The organism is Pseudomonas sp. HS6-2, from assembly GCF_049325675.2.
Classification (GTDB): Bacteria; Pseudomonadota; Gammaproteobacteria; order Pseudomonadales; family Pseudomonadaceae; genus Aquipseudomonas; species Aquipseudomonas putida_N.
The window spans coordinates 569,712-590,765 of the sequence record NZ_CM143906.1 but is presented as its reverse complement, the minus strand read 5'-3'; the positions used below and the strand labels follow the sequence as shown (position 1 = coordinate 590,765).

Annotated in this window: 19 protein-coding genes; 6 read left to right on the top strand and 13 right to left on the bottom strand. The window is 63.6% G+C overall.

The genetic code is table 11. The features are described 5' to 3' along the window. Window positions 1-109 precede the first annotated feature (109 nt). The gene (rsgA, locus tag ACOKS3_RS02645; protein WP_103445903.1) at window positions 110-1,141 is read left to right on the top strand and encodes a small ribosomal subunit biogenesis GTPase RsgA; all 1,032 of its coding nucleotides are present in this window, start codon (window positions 110-112) and stop codon (window positions 1,139-1,141) included. A gap of 74 nt (window positions 1,142-1,215) precedes the next feature. Here the strand turns inward: rsgA and motB are convergent, their stop codons facing one another. Then, window positions 1,216-2,250, bottom strand: coding sequence for a flagellar motor protein MotB (gene motB / locus ACOKS3_RS02640; RefSeq protein ID WP_422763770.1), 1,035 nt, complete (start codon window positions 2,248-2,250; stop codon window positions 1,216-1,218). Window positions 2,251-2,253: 3 nt separating this feature from the next. Continuing rightward, window positions 2,254-3,105, bottom strand: a complete 852-nt coding sequence (motA, locus tag ACOKS3_RS02635; protein ID WP_103445905.1) for a flagellar motor stator protein MotA — start codon at window positions 3,103-3,105, stop codon at window positions 2,254-2,256. A gap of 130 nt (window positions 3,106-3,235) precedes the next feature. Between motA and ACOKS3_RS02630 the strand changes: the two genes are divergently transcribed. The 3 genes from ACOKS3_RS02630 to asd are packed head-to-tail and all read left to right on the top strand — an operon-like array spanning window position 3,236 to window position 6,503. Continuing rightward, window positions 3,236-4,771: an HDOD domain-containing protein gene (locus ACOKS3_RS02630; protein ID WP_422763771.1), complete on the top strand. Its 1,536-nt coding sequence runs from the start codon at window positions 3,236-3,238 to the stop codon at window positions 4,769-4,771. A gap of 44 nt (window positions 4,772-4,815) precedes the next feature. Beyond that, window positions 4,816-5,643, top strand: a complete 828-nt coding sequence (locus ACOKS3_RS02625; protein ID WP_103445907.1) for a rhodanese-like domain-containing protein — start codon at window positions 4,816-4,818, stop codon at window positions 5,641-5,643. Then, the gene (asd, locus tag ACOKS3_RS02620; RefSeq protein ID WP_103445908.1) at window positions 5,640-6,503 is read left to right on the top strand and encodes an archaetidylserine decarboxylase; all 864 of its coding nucleotides are present in this window, start codon (window positions 5,640-5,642) and stop codon (window positions 6,501-6,503) included. The genes ACOKS3_RS02625 and asd overlap by 4 nt, the downstream gene beginning before the upstream one ends. Before the next feature lie 56 nt (window positions 6,504-6,559). Here asd and serB read toward each other — a convergent pair whose 3' ends face one another. Then, on the bottom strand, window positions 6,560-7,774 hold the full coding sequence (serB, locus tag ACOKS3_RS02615) for a phosphoserine phosphatase SerB (protein ID WP_181004441.1): 1,215 nt from the start codon (window positions 7,772-7,774) through the stop codon (window positions 6,560-6,562). 135 nt (window positions 7,775-7,909) lie between these two features. On the opposite strand from serB, the gene ACOKS3_RS02610 reads away from it, so the two are divergent. Next, window positions 7,910-9,373, top strand: coding sequence for a histidine kinase (locus ACOKS3_RS02610; RefSeq protein ID WP_422763772.1), 1,464 nt, complete (start codon window positions 7,910-7,912; stop codon window positions 9,371-9,373). Between the two features lie 116 nt (window positions 9,374-9,489). On the opposite strand, the gene ACOKS3_RS02605 is transcribed toward ACOKS3_RS02610, so the two are convergent. From ACOKS3_RS02605 to ACOKS3_RS02565, 9 genes are all read right to left on the bottom strand, one after another. Continuing rightward, window positions 9,490-10,200 carry a PqiC family protein gene (locus ACOKS3_RS02605; protein ID WP_422763773.1) on the bottom strand — a complete coding sequence of 237 codons (711 nt, stop codon included), beginning with the start codon at window positions 10,198-10,200 and terminating at the stop codon, window positions 9,490-9,492. 175 nt (window positions 10,201-10,375) lie between these two features. Beyond that, window positions 10,376-12,634, bottom strand: coding sequence for a DNA topoisomerase IV subunit A (gene parC, locus ACOKS3_RS02600; protein WP_103445912.1), 2,259 nt, complete (start codon window positions 12,632-12,634; stop codon window positions 10,376-10,378). Between the two features lie 10 nt (window positions 12,635-12,644). After that, window positions 12,645-13,163 (bottom strand): retropepsin-like aspartic protease family protein, encoded by a 519-nt coding sequence (locus ACOKS3_RS02595; RefSeq protein ID WP_422763774.1) that lies wholly within the window; start codon window positions 13,161-13,163, stop codon window positions 12,645-12,647. Then, window positions 13,160-14,146, bottom strand: a complete 987-nt coding sequence (locus tag ACOKS3_RS02590; protein WP_103445914.1) for an esterase-like activity of phytase family protein — start codon at window positions 14,144-14,146, stop codon at window positions 13,160-13,162. Before ACOKS3_RS02590 ends, ACOKS3_RS02595 begins: the two co-directional genes overlap by 4 nt. Then, window positions 14,143-16,047: a DNA topoisomerase IV subunit B gene (parE, locus tag ACOKS3_RS02585; RefSeq protein WP_103445915.1), complete on the bottom strand. Its 1,905-nt coding sequence runs from the start codon at window positions 16,045-16,047 to the stop codon at window positions 14,143-14,145. The genes ACOKS3_RS02590 and parE overlap by 4 nt, the downstream gene beginning before the upstream one ends. 35 nt (window positions 16,048-16,082) lie before the next feature. Beyond that, on the bottom strand, window positions 16,083-16,691 hold the full coding sequence (locus ACOKS3_RS02580; protein WP_103445916.1) for a YqiA/YcfP family alpha/beta fold hydrolase: 609 nt from the start codon (window positions 16,689-16,691) through the stop codon (window positions 16,083-16,085). A 146-nt stretch (window positions 16,692-16,837) separates the two neighbouring features. Then, complete coding sequence (gene cpdA, locus ACOKS3_RS02575) at window positions 16,838-17,641, bottom strand: 3',5'-cyclic-AMP phosphodiesterase (RefSeq protein WP_422763775.1); 804 nt, start codon at window positions 17,639-17,641, stop codon at window positions 16,838-16,840. A gap of 85 nt (window positions 17,642-17,726) precedes the next feature. Continuing rightward, a complete protein-coding gene (locus ACOKS3_RS02570; protein WP_103445918.1) occupies window positions 17,727-18,179 on the bottom strand; it encodes a DUF1249 domain-containing protein in 453 nt (150 codons plus the stop codon). Beyond that, window positions 18,170-18,787, bottom strand: coding sequence for an NUDIX domain-containing protein (locus ACOKS3_RS02565; protein WP_422763776.1), 618 nt, complete (start codon window positions 18,785-18,787; stop codon window positions 18,170-18,172). Before ACOKS3_RS02565 ends, ACOKS3_RS02570 begins: the two co-directional genes overlap by 10 nt. Before the next feature lie 185 nt (window positions 18,788-18,972). On the opposite strand from ACOKS3_RS02565, the gene ACOKS3_RS02560 reads away from it, so the two are divergent. After that, window positions 18,973-19,719: an RsiV family protein gene (locus ACOKS3_RS02560; RefSeq protein WP_103445920.1), complete on the top strand. Its 747-nt coding sequence runs from the start codon at window positions 18,973-18,975 to the stop codon at window positions 19,717-19,719. On the opposite strand, the gene cytX is transcribed toward ACOKS3_RS02560, so the two are convergent. Beyond that, window positions 19,688-20,971, bottom strand: a complete 1,284-nt coding sequence (cytX, locus tag ACOKS3_RS02555) for a putative hydroxymethylpyrimidine transporter CytX (protein WP_422763777.1) — start codon at window positions 20,969-20,971, stop codon at window positions 19,688-19,690. The genes ACOKS3_RS02560 and cytX overlap by 32 nt on opposite strands. Window positions 20,972-21,054 lie beyond the last annotated feature (83 nt).

The following is a 21,054-nucleotide window of genomic DNA, read 5'->3' as shown; positions in this document are numbered from 1 at the left end:
CCTAGCGAGGCCAGCCTGCGCATGCGCGGCGCAAAGGTAACCAGAATGGTCAGCGAGCGGGCGTGCTAAACTGCCTGCCGTTTTCAACTTGCCCCACCTTGGAAGGTCCATGGCCAAACGCCAGCTCAATCGTCGCCAGAACTGGCGTATCGAAAAAATCCAGAACGAACGCGCCGCTCGCGCCGCCAAACGCGAGCAGCACGCGCTGCAGGAACTGGAGGGCGGTGACCTGGGGCCGGAACAATTGGGCCTGGTGATCGCCCACTTCGGTGTGCAGGTCGAGGTGGAAGCCCAGGACGGCGAAGCTGCTGGCCAGGTATTCCGCTGCCACCTGCGGGCCAACCTGCCAGCGCTGGTCACGGGCGACCGCGTAGTCTGGCGTGCCGGCAACCAGGGCATCGGCGTGATCGTCGCGCAGATGCCGCGCAGCACCGAGCTGTGCCGGCCGAACAACCACGGTCAGCTCAAGCCGGTCGCGGCCAACGTCGACCTGATCGTGATCGTCTTCGCCCCGGCGCCAGAGCCGCACCCGAACCTGATCGACCGTTACCTGGTGGCCGCCGAGCACGCCGGCATCCGCCCGCTGCTGCTGCTGAACAAGGCCGACCTGATCGACGCAGAGAACGGCCCGGGCCTGCACGCACTGCTCGAAGTCTACCGCGACCTGGGCTACCCGCTGCTGGAAGTCTCCGCTCACCACGGCGACGGCATGCTGCGCCTGCAACAGATGCTCGACGGGCACATCAGCGTGTTCGTCGGCCAGTCGGGCGTCGGCAAGTCGTCGCTGGTCAACAGCCTGCTGCCAGAGGCCGGCACCCGCGTCGGCGACCTGTCCGAATGGTCTGGCCAGGGCCAGCACACCACCACCACAGCGCGTCTGTATCACTTCCCCAACGGCGGCGACCTGATCGACTCGCCGGGCATCCGCGAATTCGGCCTCGGCCATGTCAGCCGCGACGACGTGGAAGATGGCTTCATCGAATTCCGCGACTTGTTCGGCACCTGCCGCTTCCGCGACTGCAAGCATGATCGCGAACCAGGCTGCGCACTGCTCAAGGCCCTCGAAGATGGGCGTATCAAGGCGCAGCGGATGAACAGCTACCGCTCGATCATCGCCAGCCTGCCGGAAGACAGCTACTGATCGCCAGGCAGTTTACCGCGGCCCGTGCCGGCCAGGATGGTTGAGGAACCCTGGGGCGCTCTGCGCCCCCAGGCCTACTGATCCTTTTGCTCGTCCATCTTCAAAGTCCCATCCTCGAAGATGTTGAGCTTTTGCCGCAGCTCACGCGGCTGCATCGGCGCGTGGGCCGCAGCATCCCCTGCCGCCGGCGCTGCCGGGGCCGCAGCCCCAGGCGCTGCACCGACTGGCGGAGTCGGCTGGGCTGGCGCCTCGGGTGTACCCTGCTCACCCTCGATGTTGCGCTGCGCCTTCTTGGTCAGGACGATGATGTCGATACGCCGGTTGACCGGGTTGAACGGGTCCTTGCGATCGAACAACGACGACGAGGCATACCCCACCACCCGGGCCACCTGGCCATCCGGGTAGCCACCGGCAACCAAGGCTCGACGGGCAGCATTGGCACGGTTGGCCGAGAGCTCCCAGTTACCAAAGTCGCCAGTACCGGAGTACGGTTTGGCATCGGTGTGCCCACTGATACTGATCTTGTTCGGTACCGCTTTGATGGTGTCGGCCATGGCCAGCAGGATGTCTTCGAAATACGGCTGCAGGCGCGCACTGCCGATGTCGAACATCGGCCGGTTCTCGGCATCCATGATCTGGATGCGCAGGCCGTCCTGGGTAATTTCGAACAGGATCTGGTCCTTGAACTTCTGCAGTTGCGGGTTTTCCTCGACCTTGTTCTGCAGCTCCTGCAGCAGCAACTCGAGGCGCTCGCGCTCGACCTGCTCGGCCATGGTCTCGACCTGGTCCTTGTCCAGCTGGATGCTGGTGTCAGGCGTGGGCTCGGTCTTCTGCTCCGGGTTGATGGTCTTTTCCGGTGCGAGCTGCGGCGAGCCACCCAGGTCGATGATGTAAGGCGTGCCACTCTCGGAAAAACCGATCGGGTCCTTGAAGTAGCCGGCAATGGCGATCTTCTGTTCAGGCGTGGCTGTGGATAACAGCCACAGCACCAGGAAGAACGCCATCATCGCCGTGGCGAAGTCGGCAAAGGCGATCTTCCAGGCGCCGCCATGGTGCCCGCCACCGAAGCGCTTGACGCGCTTGATGATTATCGGCTGATTGTTCTCCATGACTCAGCGACCGCGAACCGCTTGTTCCAGCTCGGCAAAGCTTGGGCGATGCTTCGGGTACAGCACCTTGCGCCCGAACTCGACAGCCAGCGAAGGCGGCATGCCAGACGCCGAGGCCACCAGCGAGGCCTTGATAGATTCGTAGAGGTTGAGCTCTTCCTTGGCATCGTGCTCAAGGCACTTGGCCAGCGGGCCGAAGAAGCCATAGGCCGCGAGAATACCGAAGAAGGTACCGACCAGCGCCGCACCAACGTGCATACCGATGGCCTTCTGGTCGCCATCGCCGAGCGATGCCATGGTCACCACGATACCCAATACCGCCGCGACGATACCAAAGCCAGGCATGCCGTCGGCGATGCCGGTGACCGCATGCGACGGGTGCTCGAGCTCTTCCTTCATGCTCAGCAGTTCCATGTCGAACAGGCCTTCGAGCTCATGGGGCGCCATGTTGCCGGTCGACATGATGCGCAGGTAGTCGCAGATGAACGCGGTCATGCGCTCGTCGCCCAGCACCGCCGGGTACTTGGCGAAGATCGGGCTGGCGGCGGCGTCTTCGATATCGCTCTCGATCGCCATCATGCCTTCGCGACGGCTCTTGTTGAGGATCTCATACACCAGGCCCAGTACTTCCAGGTAGAACGTATGGGAAAAGCGTGAGCCAAACATCTTCATCGACTTCTTGATCACATGCATGGTCATGTAACCAGGGTTGGCCTGCATGAAGGCGCCAAAGGCCGCACCGCCGATGATCAGCACTTCGAACGGCTGGATCAGCGCCGCGATCTTGCCGTGGGAGAGTACATATCCGCCGAGCACGCTCGCGAATACGACGATGATGCCGATAATTTTAGCCATAGGATCAAAGCACTTGCTGTCGTGGTCAGGGAGAGGGACGGGAGCTTTAAAACTCTTCTTCTACTTATCGGCAGAACTGCGCCAGACTATAGCCACTAAAAGCGAAAAGCCAGTTCGGACTGATGTCAAAATGCCAATGGAATCCAAGGTGCCCACTCAGAATCCGCGTACTGTAGAAGCCTGGGTCAAGCTGCTCGACGGTGTTCGTGTACCGGTCCCGAAGCAGAGCTACGACCGGGTCCTGAGCGCGATAAACGACAATCGCCGCTCGTTGCGCGACATCGCTGAACTGATGCAAGACAGCCCCGCCCTGGTGTTGTCGGTGATGCGCGAGGCCAACCACCCCGCCAACGCCAGCCAGGCCGAGCCCGCCGAAAGCCTGGAAGTCGCCCTGAATCGCCTGGGCCTTGGGCGCAGCAAGGAACTGCTGATGCGCCTGCCGGCCCTGCCGGAAGACGACATTCCGCCGGTGCTGCGCCAGTTCCTGCTGATCAGCCAGCACGCCGCGCAACAGGCCAACGGTCTTTTTGCCAGCCGCCTGGCGCGACTGTGGCAGGAGATCCACTGGGGCAGCCTGCTATTCCTCGCCCCTCTGTGGCCGCTGGCCCTGGCGTACCCCAAGCTGCTGGACGCCTGGGAGCTGCGGGTCATCCACAAGGGCGAACCCGCGGCAGACGTGGAGCAGGAACTGTTCGGCGTGCGCATCTTCGCCCTGTGCCAGGCCATGGCCGAACACTGGCGCCTGCCCAAATGGGTGACCCAAGGCTATCGCCTGCTGCTCGAAGAGCGCGACCAACTGGCCTTGGTACTGAGCATCGCGCGCGAAGAAGACCCGCTCAGCCAGCAGCATCACCTGGACGAAGCACCCGGTTTGCGCCGCTGGTTCAACGAACCGGCCAATACTGTGCTGCTGGCCAACAACCTGGCGCTGGCGGCGCAGGTGGGCTGGGACAACCCGCATCTGCTGCGCTGGCAACTGCTGACCGCGCTGTACCTGCAGACCTCGCTGGAAGACGTGCAACAGCAGGTTCACCAACAAGCAGCGGCCAGTGCCCGGCGCCACGCCCGCCATGCCCTGTTCCACCCTGCCGAGGCGCTGATCTGGCCCTGGGACCAGCGTCGCCCGCACCCGGACATGCTCACCCCGCCACCGCCTTCCAGTGAAGCGCTTGGCCGCTGGCGCAAGCTGTGCCAGGAACTGCTGGCACAACCGAGCCCGTTCACCAATGCCGTCCACCTCGCCACCCACGCGTGCGAAGCGCTGAAAGCCTGCGGGATGCAGCGCATCATGCTGCTGAGCCTGGGCAAGACCGACGATTACCTGCGCGTGCAGCAGATCGCCGGCCTGCCCAAGGAAGCCGGGGGCATCGCTCTGGATATCGAGCAGAACAAGCTGCTGCAAAAGCTCATGAGCAAAGTCGGCCAGCTGCGCCTGACGCCCGAGAACCACGCCCAGTTCTCGGCTCTGCTGCCGGCACCGCTGCGTGCGCTGTTCCACAGCGAACACCTGTTGCTGCGCTCGCTGGCCGTCGGTGACCAGGTATTGATGCTGGCGGTGGCCGACCAGGGTGGCAAACCACTGGCCGATGTCAGCGTGCAGGCCTTCGGCAAGACTTCGCAATGTATCGAGCGTGCGCTGGCGGTGTTTGCCAACCGCGGCGCCTGAGCCTTGCGCTACAATCGCCTCTCTTTCCACACTGGAGAACGTGGATGACTGACTTTTCCGGCCTGCCTTTGGTGATCGAAGCCGCAGACCTGCTGCCGCGCCTGGATTCACCCCAGCTGATCCTGGTCGACCTGAGCAGCGCCAACCGCTATGTCAGCGGGCACATCCCCGGCGCCCGCTTCGTCGAGGGCAAGCGCACCCAACTCGGCCAGCCTCCAGCGCCCGGCCTGCTCCCGGCCCTGGCCGATCTGGAAAAGCTGTTCAGCGAACTGGGCCACCGTGACGATGCCGTCTACGTGGTGTATGACGACGAAGGTGGCGGCTGGGCCGGGCGCTTCATCTGGCTGCTCGATGTCATCGGCCATTCGCGCTACCACTACCTCAATGGCGGCATCCATGCCTGGCCAGCGGACAAGCTCTCCACTGACGTGCCAATGCCGGGCAACGGCCCTGTGCACCTGCAACTGCACAGCGAGCCGACTGCCACACGCGAATATCTGCAAAGCCGTCTGGGCGCCAATGACCTGGTGGTCTGGGATGCCCGCGGCCCGCAGGAATTCAACGGCGAAAAAGTCCTGGCCGCCAAAGCCGGGCACATTCCCGGCGCCGTCAATTTCGAGTGGACGGCCGGTATGGACCTCAACGACCATCTGCGCATCCGCAAGGACATCGCTGAAGTCCTGCAACAATTGGGCATCACACCTGACAAGGAAGTGATCACCCACTGCCAGACCCACCGCCGCTCCGGTTTCACCTACCTGGTGGCCAAGTCCCTCGGCTACCCACGCATCAAGGCCTATGCCGGTTCGTGGAGCGAATGGGGCAACCACCCGGACACGCCTGTCGAAGTTCAAGGACAATCAACTCAATGAAATCCCGTCTGTTCATCCTCAGCCAGTACCTGCTGCCGCACCACTTGCTGTCGCGCCTGGCTGGCTGCGTCGCCGAGTGCCGTGCGCGCTGGTTCAAGAACGCCTTCACCGCCTGGTTCGCCAAACGCTACCAGGTGAACATGAGCGAAGCGCTGGTCGAAGACCTCACCGCCTACGAGCACTTCAACGCCTTCTTCACCCGCGCCCTGAAACCAGGTGCACGCCCGCTGGACGAAACCCCAGGCGCAATTCTCTGCCCGGCCGACGGTGCCGTCAGCCAGTTGGGCCCGATCGAACACGGTCGTATCTTCCAGGCCAAGGGCCACAGTTTCAGCGCGCTTGAGTTGCTCGGCGGTGATCCGGCACTGGCCGCGCCGTTCATGGGCGGTGAGTTCGCCACCATCTACCTGTCGCCGAAGGATTACCACCGCGTGCACATGCCGCTGGCCGGCACCCTGCGTGAGATGGTCTACGTGCCGGGCCGCCTGTTCTCGGTCAACCAGACCACTGCCGAGAACGTTCCGGAGCTGTTCGCCCGCAACGAGCGCGTGGTGTGCCTGTTCGATACCGAGCGCGGGCCAATGGCCGTGGTCCTGGTCGGCGCCATGATCGTCGCTTCGATCGAGACCGTGTGGGCAGGCCTGGTCACTCCGCCAAAGCGTGAGCTGAAGACCTTCCGTTACGACGAAGAAAGCCGTGCGCCGATTCACCTGGAAAAAGGCGCCGAACTGGGCCGCTTCAAGCTGGGTTCGACCGCAATCGTGCTGTTCGGGCCGGAGCAAGTGAAATGGGCCCAGACCCTGGGTGCAGCTTCGGCTGTGCGCATGGGTGAACTGCTGGCAACCCCTGCACAGGCTTGATCCTGGCAATAAAAAAGGCCCTGCATGCGCATGCAGGGCCTTTTTTTAACGGCGGATCAGCCGCGGGCGTCGCGGTCGCGCAGGCCCAGCAGGTACAGCACGCCATCCAGCCCCAGGGTGGAAATCGCCTGCTTGGCCGACTGGCGCACCAGCGGCTTGGCGCGGAAGGCCACGCCCAGGCCGGCCAGCGACAGCATTGGCAGGTCGTTGGCGCCATCGCCCACGGCGATGGTCTGTTCCAGCTGCAGGCCTTCTTCACTGGCCAGCTGTTGCAGCAGGTCGGCCTTGCGCTGGGCATCGACGATCGGCTCCACGGCCACGCCGGTCACCTTGCCATCAACCACTTCAAGTTCGTTGGCGAACACGTAATCGATGCCCAGGCGCGCCTGCACCTGCTTGGCGAAGTACGAGAAACCACCGGACAGGATGGCCGTCTTGTAGCCCAGGCGCTTGAGCTCGGCGAACAGGTTCTCGGCACCTTCGGTCAGGCGCAGGGAAGCACCGATCTCGTCGAGTACGCCGACATCCAGGCCCTTGAGCAGCGCCATGCGCTCCTTGAAGCTGGCGCGGAAGTCCAGCTCGCCACGCATGGCCCGCTCGGTGATTGCGGCAACCTGCTCACCCACGCCGGCGGCCTTTGCCAGTTCATCGATGACTTCAGCCTCGATCAGCGTCGAGTCCATGTCGAACACCGCCAGGCGGCGGTTGCGACGGAACAAGTCGTCCTTCTGGAACGCGATGTCGATGTTCAACTCTTCGGACAACGCGAAGAACTCAGCACGCAGTGCCTGGGCGTCACTCGGCACGCCACGCACGGAAATTTCCAGCGCCGCCTTGCCCTTCTCACTCGGAGCGCCCAGGGTAACCCGCGCCGACAGGCGCTCGATACGTTCGATGGTCAGGCCATACTGGCTGATGACGGCGCTGACCCGTTGCAGTTGCTCGGGGGTGATCTTGCGGCTGAGCAGGGTCGCGATATGTCGCGCCTCGCCCTGGGCATCGGCCCAATGCTGGTAGTCGGCTTCGGAGATCGGCGTGTAACGCGCTTGCAGGTTCAGCTCGTGGGCCTTGGACTGCACGCTTTGCAGCAGGCCGGTAGCCACTTCGTTATCCGGGATATCGACCAGGATGCCGAACGACAGGGTGCCGTGCATGACCGCCAGGCCGATGTCGAGGATGTTCACACCGCCCTGGAGCAGGACGCCGGTAATGGCGGCGGTGAGACCCGGACGGTCCTCACCGGTGATGTTGATCAGAACGATTTCGCGCACAACCTGGCTCCGACTTCGATGAAAAATGCGCATTCTACCGATTTTCCATGACCATCGGGCACCAACTCTACTTTGCCGACAAAACACTGCTCGCTATACTGCCCAACACTTTTATGCCATTAAGAGCCGCGCTCTGTGAACCGGCCCACGCCCGTCAAAACCGACAACTTCTTCATCATGATCTTCCGAGCCCTGCGCCAACGTCGTGTGCCCCTGGCACTACGCATCGCCACCACCAACATTTTCCTGGTGGCGCTGGCGCTGGTGATCTACGCCTGCGTGATGGGCCTGCAGTTCAAGCAGGCCATGCACGAGCAGGCCGACGCCCTCGGCCAGAGCCTGACCACCCAGACCGCCACCTCGGCGACCGAGCTGCTGGTGTCCAATGACATCCTCAGCCTCAACGTGTTGCTGGGCAACCTGGTGAAGAACCCGCTGGTGGCCCATGCGGCCATCTACAGCGTGGATAACCGAATCCTCGCCGAGGCCGGCCAGCGCCCGCGCAACAGCCTGCTGGGCGAAGCCGAAGGCCTGTACCAGACCAAGATCACGTTCCAGGACGTGACCGCCGGTCAGCTGCGCATCAGCTTGGACATGAGCCAGTTCCAGCAGCCGATGCTGATCAGCCTGCAGAGCATGGGCATCCTCGCCGCCATCCTGCTGGCCCTGGCGCTGAGCCTGAGCCTGCGCCAAGGTCGCCATATCACCCTGCCGCTGCTGCAGCTGCGGGTATGGCTGCGTGACCCGCACCCCTACACCCCGGCCATCGACCGCCAGGACGAGATCGGCGACATCGCTCGCCAGCTACATGCGCGCCTGGCGCCGCCACCTCCGCCCGAGCCGGAACCGGAGGAAGAAGAGGACGAAGACGAGTTCGAAGACCTGCACGACGAAGCCCCGGCCAAGCCCGCACAGCGCGCCAAGGCCGTGGTCCAGGCGGACGAGGACGACGACGAGGCCTTCGCCGGACTGCTGGACGACGAGGAGCAACCAGCGTCCAAGCCTGCCGTGATCGAGTCCGACGAGCCACAGAACACTGCTGTGCTGGCCGTTCAACTGGGCTCCCAGGAGCAACTGCGTCGCCTGCCCCGCACGCGCCTGACCGAGCTGCTGGAACGCTATCGTGGCTGCCTGGAGCAGGCTGCCTCGCTGTATGAAGGCGACATCCACACGCTCAACGATGGCAGCACGCTGGTGCTGTTCCACAGCCGCGACTGCGGTGAGGATTACCTGACCAACGCCATCTGCTGTGGTGAGCTGCTGCGTGCGCTGGGCCATGCCCTGCAGATCGAAGTGGCCGACAGTGGCATCACCCTGCAACTGCAGCTGGGCCTGGCCCTGGGTGATGACCTGCAGGGGCTGGAACAGGTCGACCTGCTGATGGCCGAAAAGGCCCAGGACGCGCTGGCTCTGTCGCAACACAGCCGCAACCTGCTGTTGGTGGAGCGACAGATCAGTGATGACGAACTGATCCGCAAGCGCGCCCGCATCCGCCCGATTGCCAGCCCTGAAGGGGCTTGCTGTGTGGAGCGGCTGATGGAGCCTTACCCTTCGATGCTGGAGCGTCAGTTGGCGCGGATGCACGAGCGCCGGGCCTGATATCTGGACTGCCTCTTCGCGGGTTCACCCGCGAAGAGGCCGGCACAGACAATACAAAGTCTTCACCCACAAAAAAGCCCGCGAGCATGCGGGCTTTTTTGTGGCTGGCGGTTCGATCAGAACCGATAGACTTCCATATCGGTGCGAATCGGCGAAGCCATCGGGATCTTCGACTTCTCCGGTCCTTTCTTGACCTGTACCGGCGCTGCCTGCTTCTTCGGTGCTTCTTCGGCAACCGCAGACTGATTGGCCAGCGGCTTGACCGCCGTGCTCAACTGTTCGGCAAGCTTCTGCAGCAACTGCCCCTGGGCCTGAACCTGGGACGACTCGCTGCCCTCGTGCGGCTGCTCAAGGTGAACGATACGGTTGTCATGCACATGGCCACGACGGTCGAGCAGGCGCCATTGCGCATCGAGAATCGCTGGCTGGTTCTTGCCCGAGTCCAGGCGAGTGATCGACAGCAGCACCTGCACGTCCGGGGTGAAGCCAGTGCTGGCCGGGGCCAGCACCACGCGCTGGCTATCCAGGCGCCAGGCGAGTTGGCGCACCAGCAATTGATCGATGTCTGCTGACAGGCTGCCGGCCCAACGACCGTCGGTCGCCGAACTCAGGCTGCCATCGGCCTGACGCTGCAAGAAGGTTTCACGCTGCAGGTAATCGGCTACCGACACTGGGCCGAGCACCACGGCCATGCCCGCACTCTGCGAAGGCTGGCCAGGATCACCGCTGTCGAGTTGGTACAGGGCAACCGGCTGATGCATGCTGCATCCGCTCAGTCCCAGCAAACCCGTCATCAACAGCGCAAATGGAAGGCGCAGGAATTTCATTCAACCCATCCAGGCGGTCGCTACCAGGCAAACCGCAGTGATACTGATAGATATTCAATCGGGCACACGGCCACGCCGGCACCACAGGGGCACTATCATCCGCGAAATATCGGCCCGACTCCAGCATTTCTGCCTGGAACGGCGCTGAAATTGCCGTTCCAGACATTTCGTCGGATTATGCCGGCAGTTCCACCTGCAACCCGTCGACACGCTGGAAGCCGCGTGGCAGCTTGCTGCCGCGTCGGCCACGTTCGCCCTTGTAGTGCTCCAAGTCGTCTGGCTTCAGAGACAGGGTACGCTTGCCGGCTTGCAATACAAGGGTTGCACCCTCGGCAACCACCGCCAGATCGGTGACAAATTCTTCACGACTGGCGACCCGATCACCGGGCACACCGATGATCTTGTTGCCCTTGCCTTTACCCAACTGTGGCAGGTCGGAAACCTTGAACACCAGCAAGCGGCCTTCGGTGGTCACCGCCGCCAGCCAGTCCTGCTCGCGATTGGCCACCGGGCGCGGGGTCATGACCTTGGCACCGTTAGGCAAGCTGAGCAGGCCTTTGCCGGCCTTGTTCTTGGCCTGCAGGTCCTCGCCCTTGACCACGAAGCCGTAACCGGCGTCCGAGGCCACCACGTACAGTGCATCATCGTCTGGCAGCAGCACGCATTCGAAGGTCGCTCCAGGCGGTGGCGTCAGGCGCCCGGTCAGCGGCTCGCCCTGGCCGCGCGCCGATGGCAGGGTATGTGCGGCCACCGAATAACTACGCCCGGTGGAGTCGATCAACACGGCAAACTGATTGGAACGGCCTGCAGCAGCGGCCTTGAAGCCGTCGCCGGCCTTGTAGGACAGGCCGGTCGCGTCGATGTCGTGGCCCTTGGCACAACGCACCCAGCCTTTTTCCGACAGCACCACGGTGACCGGCTCGGTCGGCATCAGCTCGTTTTCCGACAGGGCCTTGGCTTCGGCGCGCTCGACGATTGGCGAGCGGCGGTCGTCGCCATAGGTTTCGGCGTCCTTGATCAGCTCGCTACGCACCAGCTTGCGCAGCTTGGCATCGCTGCCCAGCAGGGCCTGCAGCTTGGCCTGCTCCTTGAGCAGTTCGTCCTGCTCGCCTCGGATCTTCATCTCTTCCAGGCGCGCCAGCTGACGCAGGCGGGTCTCGAGGATGTAGTCGGCCTGAATCTCGGTGAGCTGGAAGCGCTCGATCAGGGCCTGCTTGGGGTGCTCTTCGGTACGGATGATGTGGATCACTTCATCCAGGTTGAGGAACGCGGTCAGCAAGCCGTCCAACAGGTGCAGGCGCTTTTCCACCTTGTCCAGGCGGTGCTGCAAGCGGCGGCGAACGGTGTTGGTGCGGAACTCCAGCCACTCCAGCAGCAGCGCGCGCAGGTTCTTCAGCTGCGGACGGCCGTCGAGGCCGATGATGTTGACGTTGACCCGGTAGCTGCTCTCAAGGTCGGTGGTGGCGAACAGGTGCTGCATCAGTTCGTCGGCATCGACGCGGTTGGAGCGCGGGATGATGACGATACGGCACGGGTTCTCGTGGTCCGATTCGTCACGCAGGTCGGCGACCATCGGCAGCTTCTTGGCCTGCATCTGCGCGGCGATCTGCTCCAGCACCTTGGCCCCGGAGACCTGGTGCGGCAGCGCGGTGACCACGATGTCACCATCTTCGACGCGGTACACAGCGCGCATGCGGATCGAACCGCGGCCGCTTTCGTAGATCTTCTGGATTTCCGCGCGCGGGGTGACGATTTCAGCTTCGGTCGGGTAGTCCGGGCCCTGGATGTGCTCGCACAGTTGCTCGATGGTGGCCTTGGGCTCGTCGAGCAGGCGCACGCAGGCGCTGGCCACTTCACGCAGGTTGTGTGGCGGAACGTCGGTGGCCATGCCCACGGCGATACCGGTGGTACCGTTGAGCAGGATGTTCGGCAGGCGCGCCGGCAGTACTGCAGGCTCCTCCAGCGTGCCGTCGAAGTTCGGCACCCAGTCGACGGTGCCCTGGCCCACTTCGCTGAGCAACACTTGCGAATAACGCGACAGGCGTGCCTCGGTGTAACGCATGGCGGCGAACGACTTCGGATCGTCCGGCGCACCCCAGTTGCCCTGGCCGTCGACCAAGGTATAGCGATAGCTGAACGGCTGCGCCATCAGCACCATGGCTTCATAACAGGCCGAGTCGCCGTGGGGGTGGAACTTGCCGAGCACGTCGCCGACGGTACGGGCGGACTTCTTGTGCTTGGCGTCGGCATCGAGCCCCAACTCGCTCATGGCATAGACGATGCGTCGCTGCACCGGCTTGAGGCCGTCGCCGATGTGCGGCAAGGCCCGGTCCATGATCACGTACATGGAATAGTTGAGGTAGGCCTGTTCGGTGAAGTCAGCCAGCGAGCGGCGTTCGACGCCGTCCAGGCTGAGTTCCAGTGAGTCGCTCATGCGGGCCTCGTCATTTCAGGTTCTGGCGCAGCAGCATGGTGCCGCCGCGCTGGGTAAATTCAAGTTGTTTCAGGGCGCTCATGCCCAGCAGCACGGTCTGCCCGTCCAGGCCCGGCACCACCAGGGCGCGCACATTCTGCAGGTGGATATCACCCAACTGCAGGCCATCCAGCCGGGTGCGGTAGCCTTCGGTACGGCCGTTGGCGGTGCTCAGCATCACCGGGCTGCCACGCTGCAGGTTCAGGTCCTTGGCCAGTGACTCCGGGATCGCCACATCGGTGGCTCCGGTATCGAGCATGAAATGCACCACTTGGCCGTTGATCGCGCCGTCCAGCACGAAGTGCCCCTGGCCATTGCTCAGCAGGCGCACTTCGATGAAACCGTCGCCATGGGACGATTGCACCTGGGTGTTCGGGTTGCGCTCGTGGTCTTCCCATTGCCCGAAGAAGCGCGTGGCAAGAAACAGCCCCGCCGCCCAGGCGAGGATCATCAGGACCTTGCCGGCGCGCTTGCCCGGTGGCTGGCTCATGGGGTGGCGCTCCAGCCGCCCTGCGGTGCCTCGAAGCGCCAGACGATCGGCCGGCTTTCGCCGTCGGCGCGATCACCGTTGTTGTTGTCCAGGCCGATCCAGGCGCCCTTGGCATCGATCACCAGCGCTTCGGCCAGGCCATACGGCTGGTCGTAGCGGCGTTCCGGCACCAATGCCTCGGCGGCGAACGACCAGCACTGCTCGACCTTGCCATCGGTGGCATCGCGCCGGCACACGCGGTAGGCATTGCGTTCGAGGGTGAACAGCTTGCCCTCGAACCAGGCGAGGTCGGCAAAGTCACGCGACAGTGCCCGGGGGTTGGGCATCTGCGGTGGCTGCATCTCGACCCCGGCTTCGCTCAGCAACACGCAGCTGCGCCCGCAGGTCCACACCGACTGCTGGCGCTCGATGGCCACCAGGCCGCGCCGCTCGCGCTCGGCCGCCAGCCACAGGCGATCACCTTCCGGGTTGATGGCCAGGCCTTCGAACAAGGCATTGAAGTTGAGCAGCATGCCGCTGGCACGGGCCTGGCGCACCATCGCCGGGTCGATCTTCAGCCACTCCGGCTCCCCCCCGGCAGGCAGTTGCAACACCGCCGCATGGGCCTCGCTGACCAGGTAGAGATTGCCTGCCTGATCGCAGGTGATGCCTTCGTAATCCAGCTCGCCACCGCGCACGTAGGAGGCCGCCCAGTTACGCGACTTCAACCCCCACGGCAGGCCGCTCTCGGGCACGGGGGGTGGCGTGAAGGTCAGCGGCTGCGCGCGCCAGACGGCGTCCTGCTGGTCGAAGCGGTAAATGCGGTCGTCATCACGATCGGAAACACCCCAGAGCCCGCCCCGGCACTCGACCAGGCCGGACAGGTTGCCGCCACGCATTCCCTCGATCGGGTGCTCGGAGGCCAGCTTCAGCTCCGGCCAGTTGCCCGCCAGGCTCGGCAAGGCAACCAGCGCCAGGCAGGCCGCGACCAACAGACGAATCAAACCAGTACCTCAGCCAGGTTGCCTTTGGTTTCCAGCCAGTTCTTGCGGTCGCCGGCGCGCTTCTTGGCCAGCAGCATGTCCATGATCTCGGTGGTGCCTTGCACGTCGTCCAGGGTCAGCTGGACCAGGCGCCGGGTGTTCGGGTCCATGGTGGTTTCGCGCAGCTGCGGCGGGTTCATCTCACCCAGGCCCTTGAATCGGGTGACCTGCGGCTTGCCGCGCTTCTTCTCGGCCACCAGGCGGTCGAGGATGCCGTCACGCTCGGCTTCGTCGAGGGCGTAGTAGATGTCCTTGCCCAGGTCGATGCGGTACAGCGGCGGCATGGCAACGTAGACATGGCCGGCCTCGACCAGCGGGCGGAAGTGCTGGACGAACAATGCGCAGAGCAAAGTGGCAATGTGCAGGCCGTCGGAGTCGGCGTCGGCGAGGATGCAGATCTTGCCATAGCGCAGTTGCGACAGGTCGGCCGCGCCCGGGTCGACACCGATGGCCACGGCGATGTTGTGCACTTCCTGGCTGGCCAGGACTTCGCCGCCGTCCACTTCCCAGGTGTTGAGGATCTTGCCACGCAGCGGCAGGATGGCCTGGAATTCCTTGTCGCGGGCCTGCTTTGCCGAACCACCGGCGGAGTCACCCTCGACCAGGAACAGTTCGGCGCGCATCGGGTCCTGCCCGGCGCAATCGGCCAGTTTGCCTGGCAACGCCGGGCCCTGGGTAATGCGCTTGCGCTCGACCTTCTTGCTGGCCTTGAGGCGACGGCCTGCGTTGCTGATGGCCAGTTCCGCCAGCTGCATGCCCAGCTCAGGGTGGGCGTTGAGCCACAGACTGAAGGCGTCCTTGACCACACCGGAGACGAACGCGGCGGCCTCACGGGACGACAGGCGTTCCTTGGTCTGGCCGGAGAACTGGGGTTCCTGCATCTTCATCGAAAGGACGAAGGTGATGCGCTCCCAGACGTCTTCCGGCGCCAGCTTGACGCCGCGCGGCAACAGGTTGCGGAATTCGCAGAACTCGCGCATGGCATCGAGCAGGCCCTGGCGCAGGCCGTTGACGTGGGTACCGCCCTGGGCGGTGGGGATCAGGTTGACGTAGCTTTCCTGAACGCTGTCACCGCCTTCGGGCAGCCACAGCAAGGCCCAGTCGACGGCCTCCTTGTTACCCGCCAGGCTGCCGCAGAACGGCTCGTCGGGCAGGCGCTGGAACTCGCTGACCGAGTCGACCAGGTAGGAACGCAGGCCGTCTTCGTAGTGCCACTCGACCTTCTCGCCGCTGGCCTTGTCCTCGAAGCTGACCAGCAGGCCCGGGCACAGCACGGCCTTGGCCTTGAGCACGTGTTTGAGACGGCTGATGGAAAACTTCGACGAATCGAAATACTTCGGGTCGGGGCTGAAGTACACGCTGGTACCGGTGTTGCGCTTGCCGACCGTGCCGACCACCTCCAGCTCGCTGGCCTTGAAGCCATCGGCGAAGGTCATCTGGTACTCGTTGCCGTCGCGCTTGACGCGTACGCGCACCTGAGTCGACAGGGCGTTGACCACCGAAATACCCACGCCGTGCAGGCCACCGGAGAACTGGTAGTTCTTGTTGGAGAACTTGCCGCCGGCATGCAGCTTGGTGAGGATCAGCTCAACGCCCGACACCCCCTCTTCAGGGTGGATATCCACCGGCATGCCACGGCCATCGTCGCTGACTTCCAGCGAGTGGTCGGCATGGAGAATGACCTGCACCGACCGGGCGTGGCCGGCCAGGGCTTCGTCGACACTGTTGTCGATGACTTCCTGGGCCAGGTGGTTAGGCCGGCTGGTATCGGTGTACATGCCCGGGCGTTTACGCACCGGGTCGAGGCCGGAGAGGACTTCGATGGCGTCTGCGTTATAGGCGCTAGCGCTGGGATTGGCCATGGATTCTCGTCGTCAGTCTGGTGAATGCAAAAAGATCAAAATACAGAAAAATCGAGCGCCGCATACTGCTGCCGGGCAATGCCGGCGAAGGCCAGCAGGCCTGGCATCTGCTCGGCAAAGCCCTGGAAACTGTGGTCGCCACCAGCCTGGATGCGCAGCGCGCAAGCCCGGTAATACTGCTCGGCGTGGCGATAGTCCAAAGTTTCATCGGCGGTCTGCAGCCACACTTGATAGCGGCCTGGGTCGGTCGGCGCCGGCACTTCCAGTTCGGCCAGGGCCTGCACATGGTCCAGGGTCAGCTCCCAAGTCTCGCCAGTGTAGTGGTTGCGCTGGGCACCCAGATAACCGTCGAAGCGCTTGTGCGGGGTGACTGCCGGGTTTACCAGCAAGGCTTTCAGGCCATGGCGCTCGGCCAGATGGGTGGCATAGTAGCCGCCGAGCGAACTGCCGACCAGCAGGGGCGCCCCGAGCTCGGCGATGGCAGCTTCGAGCTGGACCATGGCCTGGCGTGGGTGGTGGTGCAATTCCGGAACGCGCAGCTGCTGCGAAAGGCCCAGCTGCTGCATCACCGCCACGAGCTGGCGCGCCTTGGTGGACACTGGCGAGCTGTTGAAGCCATGGATATAGAGGATGGAACCCGACATGCTGCCCCCGGAATCTGTGGCTTCGCGCCCGATCGTGCGGGCGCAGGGACGCGCAGTGTAGCGCGTTCGCCGGGTTTTGGCGCCGGATGGCCAATTTCGCAACAATTTCTTCAAAAGGCTGAGACTGCAGCGCAGCCCGGGGCTCTTCAATATCCCGCGCTATTGAAGTCAAGTTTCACTTCAAAATCAGTGGCCCGCTCCACCCCAGTCTCCACTCGCCCATCGGCATGCAGGCGCAGCCAGCGATAACCCGGCTGTTCTTCGCTGACCTTGAAGTCCTCGCTACCCGCCGCGAACTGGATGCAGGTCGACGGCGTGGCCAGTAGCCTCAAGCCATCGCGCCATTGATCCCACTCCTGATGAATGTGCCCCCAAAGCAACGCCTTCACCTGTGGATAACCGCGCAACCGCTGCAACAATTCATCGGCATTGCGCAAACCGATCGGGGCGATCCAGGCGCAACCGATATCCACCGGCTGATGGTGACAGCACACCAGGCAATAGCGCTCGCCGGCCGAGGCCAGAGCATCATCGAGGGTCGACAACTGGTTCTGTTCAAGCAATCCATGGGTAGCGCCCTGCACCGCCGTGTTGAGCATGACCACGCGCCAGTTGCCGATGTCGGTCACCGACTGCACCAGCTCTGGCGCGACCTCGCTCATGGCCTTGGCTTCATCATGGTTGCCCGGCAACCAGCGAGTCGGTACGGCAAATTCGCCGGTCAGCTCTCGGAACGCTTCATACGACGCAACACTGCCATCCTGGGACAGGTCACCGGTGCACAACAGCAAGTCGACACGCGGCTGCTCGCGACGAACCTGGGCCACCACATGGCGCAGGCTGTCGCGGGTATTGAGGCCCAGCAAGGTGCCCGCCGGGTTGGCGAACAGGTGGGCATCGGTCAGTTGCACCACATGCACGGGCGCAGGGGAAGAGTCTGGGTGCGGCAACGGCCGTCTCCTCGAACGGGTACTGCGCGAATTATGGCGCTGGAACGGCTGCGAGCAAACACTCACACCCGAACCAGGTCACATTTCAGCGCACACTTGCCAATTCGTGACCACAGGCCAGGCAATGGCTGAGCCATTCGCCGAGGAACAGATTGAGCTGCGCCTTCTCGTCCGGCTGGTGCATGGCCTCGTTGGGGTACGGGTAGATGCTGCGCAGGCGGCGGGCATGCTCGGCGCTGACCACTTCGGCCATACGCGCATCGTGATACACCTGCACCTCCAGGTGCGGCACCGGCAGCCAGGGCAGGCTGTGCTCCTGGCGCACGCGTAAAGTAGTGGTGTACGGACAGGCCAGCAGCACATCGAGCACCAGCACGCCGAGCATCTGGTCGCCCTGGGTCATGCCGATGCGCCGCGAACTCTGGGTTGTACGCATATCAGGCAGCAGGCGCATGAGCCGGGCATAGTTGGCCTCGCAGGCTGCTTGCAGCCCGGCCAGATCAACCCGATAACGCTCACGCAAGAGGTTCACTTCCACATACCTCGAACTTCATCTTTGTTCAGCGCCAGCCACTGCAGGCTGATGATGGTCGCCGCGTTGCAGATTTGACCATCGCGCACGGCCTGCATTGCATCGTCGAACGACCACACGCGTACACGTATGTCCTCGCTTTCTTCTTCCAGGCCATGCAGGCCACCCGCGCCTTCACTGGTGCAGCGGCCAAGGTACAGGTGCACGTACTCATCACTGCCGCCGGGTGAAGGGAAGTAACGGGTGATCGGCCACAGGGCGCCTATCGCCAGCCCGGCTTCTTCTTCGGCTTCGCGATGCGCGACGTCTTCCAGCTCTTCTTCCCTGTCGATCAGCCCGGCAACCATCTCGATCAGCCAAGGGTTGTCGACCTTGCCCAAGGCGCCGACACGGAACTGCTCGATCAGCACCACCTCATCGCGCAGCGGGTCGTAAGGCAACACGCAGACCGCATCGTGACGCACGAACAGCTCACGGCTGATCTCACGGCTCATGCCACCCGCGAACAGCTCATGGCGCAGCTGCACCTTGTCGAGCTTGTAGAAGCCCTTGAAGCAGTTGGCCCGCTTGACGATCTCGACCGCCTTGGGCACCGAATTCAACCTGTCTGACATGGAAATCCTCATTACCTCAATTACCGCATCGCGCCATCCTACTCTGCACGGTTGCCCGTTTCACCCCTTTCCGGCAACCATTCGTGCACTCGGGACAGCACGCCTTCACTCTGTTAGCTTAGTGGCGAACTGAAGGCCGCGCAGACGGTCAAAGGCCGACTTTTCCCTGTTCTGCAAGGATCATCATGACACTTGTCAAACTGACTTCCGTGGCCGTGCTGGCACTCGCTCTGGGCGCCTGCCAGAGTCTGTTCGCACCCAATTACCGGACCCCGCTCGAGGTCAAGCGTGATGCCTGGGAGCACGTCAAACCCGGCTGCAGCGCCAGTGACTGCCCGCTGGTGAACATTGACACCGTGCACTTCCCGGCCCAGCCCAAGCTCGACGCCATCGTCGAAAAGCGCCTGCTGCAACTGACCGAAGACAATCAGCATGGCACCGCGCCAAGCACCCTCCAGGCCTACGAGCAGCAATACCTGGCCAGTGCCGACAAACGCAACAGCAGCTACCTGCAAGCCAAGGTACGCGAGCAGCATGACGGGCTGGTGATCATCGAGCTGTCCAGCTACCTCGACAGCGGCGGTGCCCACGGCATGCCGGGGCGCGGCTTCATCAACTATTCGCGCAAGCTGGACAAGGTGCTGACCCTGCAGGACATGCTGGTGCCAGGCCAGGAAGAAACCTTCTGGAAGACCGTGGAAGAGTCGCACCGTGCCTGGCTGATCAGCGTGGGCATGGACAAGGACGCCGAGTTCGTCAAGACCTGGCCCTTCAAGCGCTCGCCGCACATCGCCCTGACGTACGGCGCTGTGGTGGTGAAGTACGAGGTCTACGCCATCGCGCCCTACTCCATGGGCCACGTGGAGCTGAAGATCCCTTACCCACGCCTGAACGGCGTGCTCAAGCCTGAGCTGTTTCCCGGCCGCGGCTGAAACTCAGCAGGCCATGCAACCCACCTGCCAGCAGCAGTGCTGGCAGGGTAGCGCCCAGCTCCGGTGCCTTGGCGGCGATCACATGATAGGCCACCACACCCACCACCCAGGCCAGCAGCGCCTGCCAGTGCAAGCCACCGACCTGGGTCGGCAGACGACGGCGACGGATCACGTAGTGGTCCATCAGCACCACGCCGAACAGTGGCGCGAACACCGAACCGATCAGCAACAGGAAGTTCTCGTACTGGGCCAATGGCGCCAGCAAGGCGATCAGGGTGCATAGCACACCAATGGCCAAGGCAAGGTGCTCGACCTTCAGTGGCAACAGCACGCCAGTGGAAACGGCAGCCGAGTGAATATCGGCAAAGGCCTTTTCCGACTCGTCCAGCAGGATCAACAGCAGTGGGATACCCATGCCGGCACCCGCGAGGGCCAGCAGCAGCGCATTGACCTCGCCGCTGGCGGCAAAGGCCAGGGTGTACGCCACGCCCAGGCTCATCAGCCAGGTGTTGCCGATGAAGTAGCCCAGGACGGTTCCGCCGAATACATGTTTGCCGTTACGGGCGAAACGCGAGTAGTCGGCGATCAACGGCAACCATGACAACGGCATCGCAATGGCGATGTCGAAGCCAACGGCCAGCGACATCGAACCATCCCCGGCGCGGCTCCACAGCTCAGCCAGGTCGGCCTTGGCGAACAGGTTCCAGGTCAGCCACAGGCACGCCCCCAGCAGCAGCCAGATACCCCAGGCACGCAGCACCTTGCGCACGAACGCCAACGGGCCGCTGACCGCCAGCAGAGTGGCCAAACCACCGAAGCACAGCGTCCAGAGCATCGGGCTGTTCCAGGCACTGTCTTCGCCGAACGCCCGCGCGCCCAGCAGGCTGGCAGCATCGCGCATGACGATGATCTCGAAGGCGCCCCAGCCCACCAGTTGCAACAGGTTGAGCAGTGCCGGCAAGCGCGCGCCATGGCTACCCAGGCTCAGCTTCAAGGTGCCCATGGCCGACAGGCCGGTATCACTGCCAATGACCCCGGCAGCGCCTAGCAGCAGCACACCGACACCGGTGCCTAGGGCGATAGCCAGGACCGCGCCGGCCAGGCCAAGGCCAGGGGCCAGCATGGCACCGACCTGCAGGACCATCAGGCCGATGCCCAGAGAGAACCACAGCGAGAACAGGTCACGGGCGCCAAAGATGCGCTGGTGGGTGGGGACCGGGTAGTCGGGGGAGAATTGGCTGGGTGATGTCATTGTTATATTCGCAGGAAGAATTGATGAGACATTGGCCACCCCTTTGTGGGAGCGGCGAACCGCCGCTCCCACAAAGGGAATGG